Below are 11,972 nucleotides of genomic sequence, written 5' to 3'. Positions count from 1 at the left end.
ATTTACGTGCGGGTTAAATCAACGTTAATCAACAAAACAAACATGAAAAACATTAAAATACTTTTAGTAGATGACGAACCAGATATCTTAGAATTTATAGGATATAATCTTAAAAAAGAAGGTTTCGAAGTAGAGACAGCTAACAATGGTGTTGAAGGTCTTAGACAAGCTAAAGTTTTCCGCCCAGATTTAATTTTATTAGACGTAATGATGCCTCTGATGGACGGTATGGAAATGTGTAGTGAATTAAGAAAATTAGAATCTTTTAAAGATACCTTAGTCGTTTTCTTATCTGCAAGAGCCGAAGATTTTTCTCAGTTAGCAGGTTACGAAGCAGGAGCAAATGACTATATTTTAAAACCCATCAAACCAAAAGTTTTAATAAGTAAATTAAATGCTTTATTAAAATTAAAAAATACTAACGAACCTGCTCAAGACCAAATAATCAAGTTAAAGAACTTCGAGATTAATAGAGAAACTTACAAAGTAACTTTCTTAGACGAAGAGTTTTTATTACCCCGTAAAGAATTTGAATTAATCGCTTTATTGGCTTCAAATCCAGAACGTGTTTTTAAAAGAGAAGAAATTTTAGACAAAGTTTGGGGAAATGAAGTTGTTGTTGGTGGTCGTACAATAGATGTACATATGCGCAAATTACGAGAGAAGTTTGGTAACGAACGCTTTTCTACAATTAAAGGTATCGGATATAAAATAAACGATTAAACGAAGTAATGGCTTCTAATTTTAAGATTTACAATCTTTTTCTTTACGCCCTAATTACGACACTATTAATTGGTGGCGGATTTATTGGGTTTACATTTTTATGGTTCGGGAATATTAACTTTATCATTGCTAATATTCCTTATTTTCTTACTTTACTCCTGTTAATTTTAATTGGATTAAACATATTTTTCGTATTAATTGTAAAAAATCAAAGACGAAAAGATTTTACTGAGATTTCAAAAAATTTACCAATCGTTTCCACAACTGAGGAAGTAGATTTTGAAGGATTATCTCAACAAATTTCAAATATTACACAAGTACAATCCAAAGAAATTGATTTCTTAAATGAACGTGAAAATTATAGACGCGAATTTTTAGGAAACATTTCTCACGAACTTAAAACTCCTCTTTTTTCGGTACAAGGATATCTTTTAACATTGATTGAAGGTGGTATTGATGATGAAAATATTCGTGATAAATACTTGAATCGTATCAATAAATCTGTAGATCGTTTGATTTACTTGGTTAAAGATTTGGATATGATATCTGAATTAGAAAAAGGTCGAATTAATGTTCAAAACATTCCTTTCAACATAGTAGCCTTAGCACAAGAAGTTATTGATTTATTAGAAATTAAAGCAGAAAAAAACGAAATAAAATTAACTCTAAATCATCCTACAAATTATCCTTTAAAAGTAATGGGTGATATAGAGAAAATTCAACAAGTTTTAATCAATCTTGTTGTTAATGCTATTAACTATTCAGATTCTAATACTGAAATTAAAATCGAATTTCATGAAACTGAAGAACGTGTGAAAATTATGGTTAAAGACCAAGGAGTCGGGATTAAACAAGAAGATATTGACCGAATTTTTGAACGTTTTTATCGTGTGGATAAATCTAGAAACAGAAACCAAGGTGGCTCTGGTTTAGGTTTAGCTATTGTAAAACATATTTTAGAAGCTCATAACCAAAAAATCAGTGTTCAAAGTAAATTCGGAAAAGGTTCTAACTTCTTTTTCTATCTTCGAAAAGCTAATTAATTTGAACGAACAAACATTAATAGTTTTTCATTTTTAAAAACCTTAACAGTATCATTTTGTGCACTTTTCCATAATACATAAGGTGGTTTTAAATTCAATATTGAACCTTTATTTTCTGTAAATTCATTGTTAATCTCATTTAATAAAACTGAATCTTTATTTAAAGTAAATTTGTCTCTTTGTTTATCACATAAAAAGTAATTATTAGACATATATATAGGTTCTTTAATTCTTAATATTGAATCATTAGAATCGATTTCCCAAAATATTTCTATGGGGCTAATCTTTTCTTCAAAATCAACAAAAATCCTTGTTACATTCACTATATAACGAACAGAAAATAATATTACAAAGAAAAATAAAGCAACAAATGCATAAAATATTAGGTCTTTTTTCATAGGTTAGGATAATTCAAAGAAACACGTTCTTATAACTACAAATATCGTTAATCTTCTTTAAAAGATAAGTAAAAAACGTAAATTTGCGGTAATTTAATTTTAATATAATCTTCAGTAATGCAATATAGTCCAAATGAAATCGAATCAAAATGGCAAAAATTTTGGATCGACAACAAAACATTTAAAGCTGATAACAATTCAGATAAACCTAAATTTTATGTGTTAGATATGTTTCCTTACCCTTCTGGAGCGGGATTGCACGTTGGTCACCCATTGGGGTATATCGCGTCTGATATCTTTGCACGTTACAAAAAATTAAAAGGTTTTAATGTTTTACACCCAATAGGTTACGATTCATTTGGTTTACCTGCAGAGCAATATGCAATTCAAACTGGTCAACACCCAGCTGTTACTACGAAAGTAAATATCGAAGGTGGGGTTGATAAACAAGGAAATGTAATTGCAGGTTACGAAAACCAATTAAAGAAAATTGGTATGGGATACGATTGGGATCGTGAGATTCGTACATCAAACCCAGAATATTATAAATGGACGCAATGGATTTTCAACCAATTATTTGATTCTTACTATGATAACACAACTAATAAAGCTGAATCAATTGAAAAATTAGTTGAGACTTTCAATGCTGAAGGAAATACAAATGTAAACGCAGTTGCAGACGAAGATGTTACAATTTTTACTGCTGAAGAATGGAATGCATATTCTGAAAAAGAACAACAAGCAATTTTATTAAAATACCGTTTAACTTTCTTAGCTGAAGCTGAAGTTAACTGGTGTGCAGATTTAGGAACTGTATTAGCAAATGACGAAGTGATTAACGGTTTATCTGAGCGTGGTGGATTCCCAGTTGTGCGTAAAAAAATGACACAATGGATGATGCGTATCACTGCTTATGCTGATCGTTTATTAACAGGTTTAGATAATATCGATTGGTCTGATGCTATCAAAGAAGCGCAACGTAATTGGATTGGAAAATCTCAAGGAGCTTCTATTTTCTTTGATGTTGTTGGAAACGATCAAAAAATTGAAGTTTTCACTACACGCCCTGATACAGTTTTTGGTGTTTCTTACGTTACATTAGCGCCAGAACACCCATTAGTTACTGAAATTACTACAGAAGAATACAAAGCTAAAGTTGATGCTTATGTAGATTATACTTCGAAACGTTCGGAGCGTGATCGTTTAGCTGATGCTAAAAATATTACAGGAGAATTCACAGGAGCTTACGCAATTCATCCATTTACAGGAAAACAAGTTCCAATTTGGATTGGTGATTATGTATTAGCGTCTTACGGAACTGGAGCTGTTATGGCTGTTCCTGCTGGTGATGAGCGTGATTTTGCATTTGCAAACCACTTCAATTTACCAATTATCAACATCTTCAAAGGGCAAGATATTTCGGAAGCTGCTTTTACTGAAAAAGGTGGATTCGAATTACAAGATTCTGATATCTTAAACGGATTAGATTACAAACAAGCCGTATATACGATTATTGCTGCTTTAGAAGAAAAAGGATTTGGAAAAGGTAAAACAAACTTCCGTTTACGTGAAGCTGTTTTCTCTCGTCAACGTTACTGGGGAGAACCAGTTCCGGTATATTTCAAAGACGGAATGCCTTACACAATTCCGACTGAAGCATTACCAATCATCTTACCAGAAGTTGATGAGTATTTACCAACTGCAGACGGTGAGCCTCCATTAGGACGCGCAACAGAATGGGCTTTTGATACAACAACTAACAAAGTTGTAGATAACAGCTTAATTAACAATGAAACGATTTTCCCAATTGAGTTGAATACAATGCCAGGTTGGGCAGGTTCTTCTTGGTACTGGTTACGTTATATGGACGCGAAAAACGAAGAAGAATTCGTTTCTCAGGCGGCTGCTAATTATTGGCAAAATGTCGATTTATATTTAGGTGGATCTGAGCACGCGACTGGTCACTTATTATATTCTCGTTTTTGGCAAAAATTCTTATTCGATAAAGGATTAGTTCCAACAGACGAATACGCGAAGAAATTAATCAATCAAGGGATGATTTTAGGAATGAGCGCATTTGCATACCGTATCAACGGAACAAATACATTCGTGTCTAAAGGATTAAAAGATCAATACGAAACAACACCAATCCATGTTGACGTAAACATGTTAAAAGATGGAGGTGACGAATTAGATACAGAAAAATTCAAAGCTTGGCGTGAAGATTATGCAAATGCTGAATTTGTTTTAGAAGACGGAAAATTAATCACAGGTCGTGAGGTTGAGAAGATGTCAAAATCAAAATTCAACGTTATTTCTCCTGATACAATTTGTGATGAATACGGTGCAGATTCTTTACGTTTATACGAAATGTTCTTAGGACCGTTAGAGCAAACAAAACCATGGAATACACAAGGTTTATCTGGAGTTTACTCTTTCTTAAAGAAGTTCTGGCGTTTATACCATTCAGGTGCAGAAGAAACTTTCTTCGTATCGGATGACGAACCAACGAAAGAAGAAATGAAAGCATTACACCAAACAATTAAGAAAGTTGATGAAGATGTAAACAACTTCTCGTTCAATACATCGGTTTCTACATTTATGATTGCGGTGAACGAATTAGGAAAATTAAAATCAAACAAACGAGCTATTTTAGAGCCTTTAGCAATTGTTTTATCTCCTTATGCGCCACACATTGCAGAAGAGTTATGGTCGAAATTAGGTCACGAAACTTCTATCGCTACAGCTGAATTCCCAGCTTTTGAAGAGAAATGGTTAGTTGCTGATGCAAAAGAATATCCAGTTTCTTTTAATGGTAAAATGAAATTCTTATTAGAACTACCTTTATCGTTATCAAAAGATGAGATTCAAGAAATTGTAATGAACGACGAACGTACAATCAAACAATTAGGTGATCGTACACCTAAAAACATTATCATTGTTCCTGGTAAGATTATCAACATTGTTGGATAAGATTTAGAAATTAGCTTCTCGAAGTTCGAGATTCGTTATTATAATATTAAGCCTCGCATTTTGCGAGGCTTTTTATTTTTATATACTTGTCATCCTAAAATTGTCTCAGGATCTCATCATTTTGTTTTGTAAAGATGAGAAGTTGAAATGAATTCAGCTTGACGTTTTGCTAATATTCTTAGCTTATTAAAAAATATTTCGTCTAATTTCTCGATACAAAAATCAAAGATTTTCACTTGAAATGGCGAAATTTAGAACTCTTCGACAAGCTCAGAGTGACAGCAAAATTAGAACTTAGAACTTAGAACTTAGAACTTAGAACTTAGAACTTAGAACTTAGAACTTAGAACTTAGAACTTAGAACTTAGAACTTAGAACAAAATTAAAAAATGCGTTAGGGATTGTAGTGGAAATCCTTTGCTAATAACTTATAGATTCTTCGATAGGCTGAGATTAACAAATTAACTACTATAAATAAAACAATAGCAAAGATTGAAACGGAAAGCCCGCCCGAAGGGAACGCCCAAACATAATACATTGATTTTAAATGAATTTAGTAATAAAATTAACTTTTATAGACAAGAATTGGGTTAGTTTTTGAGAGGAATTATTAAAAATATCCTATGAAATATTTACCTTTTTTAGAAACTGAGAGACTCATTATTAGACCAATAACCTTAGAAGATACTTTTGAGTTTTTTGAAATGGATTCTCAACCAGAAGTACATACATATTTGAGAGATAAGCCATTAAAAAGTATTGATGAAGCAATCAATTTACTTAATTCTATTCGATTACAATACAGTAAATTCGGGATTGGTAGAGTCGCAGTAATTGAAAAAAGTACTTTTAAATTTATTGGGTGGACTGGATTTAAATTTATTGAAGAATCTTACAACAATCATTCTAAATATTTAGATTTTGGCTATCGATTAAAAAAGGAAGCTTGGGATAAAGGTTATGCTACAGAAGCTGCAAGGGCTTGTTTAATGTATTATAATGAAGCGCTAAAACAGTTTAATATTCACGCAATGACGCATCAAATGAATGAAGCGTCTAGAAATGTTTTAGAAAAAGTTGGATTCGAGATTTCGGATGAATTTATCCTAGAAGATACAAACACAAAATGCTTTTGGTATGATTTTAAAAAGGATTCAAGATTATAACTTGAATCCTTTAAAAACTATAACAAATATAAATATTAGTAACGCGTTTTTAATACAACATTACCTAAACCTTTTATCTCTTCTTGTCCTGTAAAAATTGCTTTACCTTTTTTAGAAATTACTTCCCAAGCAATTGTACTAATAATATCGTCTACAACTCCTGGAGCAGTAGCATCATCAACAAACTCGAAGGTACGATCGTCTTTCATTCGTACTGGTTGTTGAAAATCTTGATGTACAATTAATAAATCGCCACGACCATCGATTGCAGCTTGATATATTTCTTCCAAATCTGTAAGTACTAATCCTTTCCCTACAGCTTCATTCATTTCATCGATTGCTTTTGTTCTATTTTCGTGTTGATTTGTCTTAATAAACTCACCAGCAGCTTCCATAAACTCGTGTTTTTGAGTAGGCGAATTAAAATCTGTAGATATATTTCCTAAATACTTACTCGGCGTATCAGCTTCAGAAATAAACAATCCATAATTATCATCTGTTGCAATAACTAAACAATGCAATGTTCCTTCTGGATCTGCACGTTGTACTGCTTTATCTATTTGATTATAAAACTCTCTAATCTTAGTTGTCTGAGTATCTGTATCGCTAAATAAATGGCTTAAATTATAATTTGATTCTGTGTAAGGAAAATCTTCATTTTCAATTTCTCTTACTATCGAATCATTAATTGCTTCATATAAATGAACCCCTTTTTTAGTTAAATAAAGAACTAAATATTCAGTTACACGATTCATTGCTTTAATTAGTGGGCGAATCGCAAATGTGTCATCAATCCAAACACCTTCATTAGTTAAAGGAATATTTGTACGTATAAATTCGAATGTATCTTTAGATAAATATATATGTAAACTTTCTATGTTTTTATGAACTTCTAATTGATCTGGAAGAGCTTCTAATTTCTCTAAAATATCAGCAATTTCTCTTTTTGTATAAGATTCTAACAATCTTTCTTCCGCTTCTTTTACCAAATTTTTTAATTTGATAGGATCTTGTTGGTTATCCGGAATTGTGCGGTGTGTGTTAAAAGCAATTGTGATACAAGGTGAGTTAGTTTCATTGGCTAATGTCAATAATTGGTCTTTAATACTCATAAATGAAATTATTTAATTGGTTTGATTTCACTCAAGTTAGCTAATATTTTTCACTACATATGTTAATAATCAACACTTTAACAAATAATTAAATATTAAATAAGTTGAATACCAATAAATCTATTAGAAATGATAAATTTGATTAATCAGTTATTCAACTTCATAAAACGACTATTAAAATGAAAAAAATATTGTCTATAACTTTGATTTTAATTGGATTACAAATAGGATTTTCGCAAGAAATTATAATTAACGATTACCAAGCATTTGTACAATTAAGTGATTTTCATCTAAAAGGAAATGTAGAAAAAGTTACATCTACTGCCTATGATGCAAATGGAAACACAACAACTTTGCCTTTTCTTGAAAATGAATTTTACAATCAAGTTAGTTTAATTTTTAATCAAAAAGGAAATATCACCAAACGTACTAATTCATTAGACTATAAAGGTAAAATTGGAATATATAGTTATATTGATTATTTGTACAATTCTACTAATCGACTAATTGAACAAAAGACGACAGTTATTAACAATGGTGAAGATCCTTTGCGAGTAGCTTCTTTAAAGGATTTTAAATACAATACTAACGGAAATATTTCTTCACTTAACGAAACCATAAAGAGTAAAACATCTACTTCTATTTATCAAACAGATTTTAGTTATTCGAATAAATTAAATGAAATAACAACTAAAATAGATAACGCTATTTCTAGCAAAAATAAACTTACTTACAATAAAATAGGTAAGCTAATTAAAGAAGAAACGGTATCTTTTGACGGAAGAAAAGGATTAACTAAATATTACATTTATGATCAAAATACACCAATTTATTTAGAAGAAGTTGTTGATAATCGTAAGCAAATTACTTTTTATGATTTAGAATCTGGAATTTCAAAATTTCAAAAATTTGATCATAATCAAAATTTGAAATTAGAGTTAGTTTTTAACAATCAAAAAAATATAACCTCAGCTAAAGTTCAGACTTTTCAGAATGGTAAATCTGTATTAAAAACTTATGATCTAAACTATCAATTTGATGCAGTTGGAAACTGGACAAAGTGTGAAGTTTCTAATAATGGGAATGTTAATTATGTAATCAAAAGAACGATTATGTATTATTAAATATAAAAAGGTTGAGCAATGCTCAACCTTTTTTAATATTGTTTTTGAATCTGAATTACTTCTCCTGTTTCATCTATCTGAACAGCTATTTTTTCATAATTCCATTTATCAAATTCTTTTTCGGCAACGATAATCGCTTTTCCCGTTCCTTTAGAACCTTTAACAGGAACAGAAATGTTCATTTCACCTGTATCGTTAGAAGTAGAAATATTTCCACTAAACATTCCGTCAGTTTCAATATTATCACCTAATTTACTTTTGATATTCGGATCTTGATTGATTATAGAAATAGCTTGTGTCGTTCCGTCATTACTACCCATCATTTTTGTTACACCAAAAAATATTCCTCCAAATAATAAGACAAAAAACAAACCGATAGTAGATAAACATCCAAGCGGAACTGCCCATTTCCAATTTCTACTGAACCAGCTTTTTGATTTTACTAATTCATTATCAAAATCTGTCATAAGTATAGGTTATATTAGTTAATTTTCTTGTGCTAATCGCGCCATAGCTTTCTCGTGCGCACTCTGTACATCTGCCTTAATCTTTTTGTCTTGCGAAGATTTACGAATCCTTTCTGCATGATAAGCTAAATCGTCTAAAGACATTTTATAACTTATGTAAAAACCTCTGTTGTAACGAGAATATGAAGCTAATCCCCAATCAGCTATTAATCTATTTTTTATCTTTTTTGTTTGATATTCGTTATAGTAACGTTTAACTTTTTCAGATAATAACTCTTTATCAATCGACTTTACATTTCCGTCAATACGACTAAACCAATATTTATTATCTAATTTGATATAAGATTTAGAACCCAAAATACTCTTAAAAGCTAAATCTCCTAATAGTAACATTTTCTCTAATTCCGATTTATCGTTATTAAAATAATCCCAATACATCTCAGAACTCATTCCGACCATAGGACTTTTTTCTATTGTTGCGTCGTATAAATTTTTACCATTTTGGTACGCTGCTGCAATATTTTTAAATTCAATCCCGAAATCTTGACAAGCTTGTTGATAACCTGTAAAAGATCCAGAATATTTCTCAAAATTGTCAAAGAAAACACGGTAAATACAGTAATGTGAAATATCTATTAATACTTTTTTAGAATCATCTAAAAATCCTTTCACTAACTGAATTGGAAAATTGTAATATTCGTACGAGCTCATCTTTTATTCTATTCTGTCTTAGAAAAATTAATTCTTCGACTAAGATAAGATAGTTTTAAAGAATGAAAAAAATATGATGAGAATATGTCATATTAAATTAACAAGAAATCTTTAGGGGATAAATTAGGGAACGGTTTTAAACCTAATTGGTAAAAATCGTAAATTAAAAATCCCTTATCTCTTTCGAAACAAGGGATTCTCTTATAAGTTGTGGAGCTGGCGGGATTCGAACCCGCGTCCAAACAAGCAACAAATAAGCTTTCTACATGCTTAGTTTGTTTTTAATTGTCGGCGTAATCCTGAGAACAAACACCCTGTCATACGCTTATTTTCTAAAATTTCAAGATTCCTTAGAAACATCAGAATCCCTATTCTTACTTTCCCGTATCCCTTGATCAGACGCCGTAAGTCAAGGCTTCTGAGGGATATTCAGCTTCCGTATCTAATACGGATAAAAGCGAATCCTACTATAATTCGGATTATGCAGCTAAAGCGTACTCTTCGTTGCCAGTTAAAAAGTCGAAGTGCCTGATTAAAGTGAGTACACAACATTTCACTGCATGCTTACTTACCCATTGGACTTGCTGTCAAAACCAGTCAACCCCATTTAGATAAGTCCATCTGTGCAACAGACGAATGACAAAATTACAAATTTTATACCAATGTTAATTAACTTTTTCTAAACATATTTTACAAATATTAAATATTATATTGTAATAGTATTAAAACATTAAACTACAAATAATTATGGGGAATCTAGTAAACCTTCCACAACTAAAAGAAAAATACGACAACTACATTAACGGTAAATTTACTGCGCCAGTTAACGGTAATTATTTTGATGTAATTACACCTTTAACTGGAAAAGTTTTTGCACAAGCAGCCCATTCTTCCGAAGAAGATTTGACTCTTGCTGTAGATGCTGCACATGAAGCGTTTAAAACCTGGAGTCAAACTTCACCAACTGAAAGAAGTATTTTATTGAATAAAATTGCCGATCGTATGGAACAGCATTTACAAGATATTGCTGCTGTTGAAACATATGATAACGGAAAACCAGTTCGTGAAACATTAAATGCTGATATTCCTTTAGCTATTGATCATTTCAGATATTTTGCTTCTGTTATTCGTGCTGAAGAAGGTTCTTTAAACGAATTAGATAAAGATACTGTATCAATCATCGTTCATGAACCAATTGGTGTAGTTGCTCAAATTATTCCATGGAACTTCCCAATTTTAATGGCCGTTTGGAAATTAGCTCCAGCACTTGCAGCTGCAAACTGTGTGGTTCTTAAACCAGCTGAATCTACTCCTATTTCAATTCTTTATCTATTCGAAATTATTGGAGATTTATTACCTCCAGGAGTCGTAAATATTGTCAATGGTTTTGGGTCTGAATTAGGTCGCGCTTTGGTTACAAATCCTAAAGTTTCTAAGGCTGCTTTTACAGGATCTACTACTACAGGTCGTTTTGTAATGCAATATGCGACTGAAAATATTATTCCAGTTACATTAGAATTAGGTGGTAAATCACCAAATATCTTCTTTGAATCTGTGATGGATCATGAAGATGACTTTTTAGATAAAGCGATTGAAGGTGCCGTTTTATTTGCTCTTAATCAAGGTGAAATTTGTACTTGTCCTTCTCGTTTATTAATTCAAGAATCTATATATGATAAATTCATTGAAAAAGTTATTGGTCGTGTTAATGCAATTAAAGCAGGAAATCCTTTAGATCCTGAAACGATGATCGGTGCACAAGCTTCTCAAATTCAGTATGAAAAGATTTTGGGTTACATCAAACTTGGGAAAGAAGAAGGAGCTGAAGTTTTAACAGGTGGAGATGCTAACCAATTATCTGGTGATATTGAAAATGGATATTACATCAAACCAACTTTATTAAAAGGACATAACAAAATGCGTGTGTTCCAAGAAGAAATTTTTGGACCTGTATTAGCCGTTACAACATTTAAAGATGAAGCCGAAGCTTTAGAAATTGCAAATGATACAATATATGGTTTAGGAGCTGGAGTTTGGACAAGAGACGCACATCAATTGTATCAAATTCCAAGAGCAATACAAGCTGGACGAGTTTGGGTCAATCAATACCATAGTTACCCTGCTGGTGCTCCATTTGGAGGTTACAAATTATCAGGAATCGGACGAGAAAATCATAAAATGATGTTAGATCATTATCGTCAAACTAAAAACATGCTTGTTTCTTACAGCAAGAAAAAGCTTGGATTCTTCTAAGC

At 31.4% G+C, this 11,972-nt stretch carries 10 protein-coding genes and 1 other RNA gene; 6 read left to right on the top strand and 5 right to left on the bottom strand.

The genetic code is table 11. The features are described 5' to 3' along the window. The first annotated feature begins 42 nt into the window (after nucleotides 1-42). Together EAH69_RS04175 and EAH69_RS04170 are read left to right on the top strand one after the other, a co-directional pair. Nucleotides 43-723 carry a response regulator transcription factor gene (locus tag EAH69_RS04175; protein ID WP_121933931.1) on the top strand — a complete coding sequence of 227 codons (681 nt, stop codon included), beginning with the start codon at nucleotides 43-45 and terminating at the stop codon, nucleotides 721-723. A gap of 8 nt (nucleotides 724-731) precedes the next feature. Beyond that, complete coding sequence (locus EAH69_RS04170) at nucleotides 732-1,766, top strand: sensor histidine kinase (protein WP_121933930.1); 1,035 nt, start codon at nucleotides 732-734, stop codon at nucleotides 1,764-1,766. Here the strand turns inward: EAH69_RS04170 and EAH69_RS04165 are convergent. Beyond that, complete coding sequence (locus EAH69_RS04165) at nucleotides 1,763-2,164, bottom strand: hypothetical protein (RefSeq protein ID WP_121933929.1); 402 nt, start codon at nucleotides 2,162-2,164, stop codon at nucleotides 1,763-1,765. The genes EAH69_RS04170 and EAH69_RS04165 overlap by 4 nt on opposite strands. A 117-nt stretch (nucleotides 2,165-2,281) precedes the next feature. Between EAH69_RS04165 and leuS the strand changes: the two genes are divergently transcribed. Continuing rightward, nucleotides 2,282-5,137, top strand: coding sequence for a leucine--tRNA ligase (gene leuS, locus EAH69_RS04160; protein WP_121933928.1), 2,856 nt, complete (start codon nucleotides 2,282-2,284; stop codon nucleotides 5,135-5,137). 623 nt (nucleotides 5,138-5,760) lie between these two features. Continuing rightward, on the top strand, nucleotides 5,761-6,303 hold the full coding sequence (locus EAH69_RS04155) for a GNAT family N-acetyltransferase (protein WP_121933927.1): 543 nt from the start codon (nucleotides 5,761-5,763) through the stop codon (nucleotides 6,301-6,303). 35 nt (nucleotides 6,304-6,338) lie between these two features. On the opposite strand, the gene EAH69_RS04150 is transcribed toward EAH69_RS04155, so the two are convergent. Beyond that, on the bottom strand, nucleotides 6,339-7,415 hold the full coding sequence (locus tag EAH69_RS04150) for a baeRF3 domain-containing protein (protein WP_121933926.1): 1,077 nt from the start codon (nucleotides 7,413-7,415) through the stop codon (nucleotides 6,339-6,341). 179 nt (nucleotides 7,416-7,594) lie between these two features. On the opposite strand from EAH69_RS04150, the gene EAH69_RS04145 reads away from it, so the two are divergent. Then, a complete protein-coding gene (locus EAH69_RS04145) occupies nucleotides 7,595-8,539 on the top strand; it encodes a hypothetical protein (RefSeq protein WP_121933925.1) in 945 nt (314 codons plus the stop codon). Between the two features lie 32 nt (nucleotides 8,540-8,571). On the opposite strand, the gene EAH69_RS04140 is transcribed toward EAH69_RS04145, so the two are convergent. From EAH69_RS04140 to ssrA, 3 genes are all read right to left on the bottom strand, one after another. Further along, the gene (locus EAH69_RS04140) at nucleotides 8,572-9,006 is read right to left on the bottom strand and encodes a cytochrome c oxidase assembly factor Coa1 family protein (protein WP_121933924.1); all 435 of its coding nucleotides are present in this window, start codon (nucleotides 9,004-9,006) and stop codon (nucleotides 8,572-8,574) included. Between the two features lie 18 nt (nucleotides 9,007-9,024). Further along, nucleotides 9,025-9,717, bottom strand: coding sequence for a hypothetical protein (locus EAH69_RS04135; RefSeq protein WP_121933923.1), 693 nt, complete (start codon nucleotides 9,715-9,717; stop codon nucleotides 9,025-9,027). Nucleotides 9,718-9,925: 208 nt separating this feature from the next. Next, nucleotides 9,926-10,322: a transfer-messenger RNA gene (ssrA, locus tag EAH69_RS04130) on the bottom strand. A gap of 142 nt (nucleotides 10,323-10,464) precedes the next feature. Between ssrA and EAH69_RS04125 the strand changes: the two genes are divergently transcribed. After that, nucleotides 10,465-11,970, top strand: a complete 1,506-nt coding sequence (locus tag EAH69_RS04125) for an aldehyde dehydrogenase family protein (RefSeq protein WP_121933922.1) — start codon at nucleotides 10,465-10,467, stop codon at nucleotides 11,968-11,970. The last annotated feature ends 2 nt before the right edge of the window (nucleotides 11,971-11,972 follow it).

Source organism: Faecalibacter macacae, from assembly GCF_003687725.1.
Lineage (GTDB): Bacteria > Bacteroidota > Bacteroidia > Flavobacteriales > Weeksellaceae > Empedobacter > Empedobacter macacae.
The sequence above is the reverse complement of the archived record's forward strand: the minus strand, read 5'-3'. Positions and strand labels throughout refer to the sequence as shown.

What these genes read in the sequence shown, in the direction of transcription:
- EAH69_RS04175 (WP_121933931.1), top strand. Translation starts at nt 43, where the DNA reads ATGAAAAACATTAAAATACTTTTAGTAGATGACGAACCAGATATCTTA.
- EAH69_RS04140 (WP_121933924.1), bottom strand. Translation starts at nt 9,006, where the DNA reads ATGACAGATTTTGATAATGAATTAGTAAAATCAAAAAGCTGGTTCAGT.
- EAH69_RS04155 (WP_121933927.1), top strand. Translation starts at nt 5,761, where the DNA reads ATGAAATATTTACCTTTTTTAGAAACTGAGAGACTCATTATTAGACCA.
- EAH69_RS04145 (WP_121933925.1), top strand. Translation starts at nt 7,595, where the DNA reads ATGAAAAAAATATTGTCTATAACTTTGATTTTAATTGGATTACAAATA.
- EAH69_RS04165 (WP_121933929.1), bottom strand. Translation starts at nt 2,164, where the DNA reads ATGAAAAAAGACCTAATATTTTATGCATTTGTTGCTTTATTTTTCTTT.
- EAH69_RS04170 (WP_121933930.1), top strand. Translation starts at nt 732, where the DNA reads ATGGCTTCTAATTTTAAGATTTACAATCTTTTTCTTTACGCCCTAATT.
- EAH69_RS04150 (WP_121933926.1), bottom strand. Translation starts at nt 7,415, where the DNA reads ATGAGTATTAAAGACCAATTATTGACATTAGCCAATGAAACTAACTCA.
- leuS (WP_121933928.1), top strand. Translation starts at nt 2,282, where the DNA reads ATGCAATATAGTCCAAATGAAATCGAATCAAAATGGCAAAAATTTTGG.
- EAH69_RS04125 (WP_121933922.1), top strand. Translation starts at nt 10,465, where the DNA reads ATGGGGAATCTAGTAAACCTTCCACAACTAAAAGAAAAATACGACAAC.
- EAH69_RS04135 (WP_121933923.1), bottom strand. Translation starts at nt 9,717, where the DNA reads ATGAGCTCGTACGAATATTACAATTTTCCAATTCAGTTAGTGAAAGGA.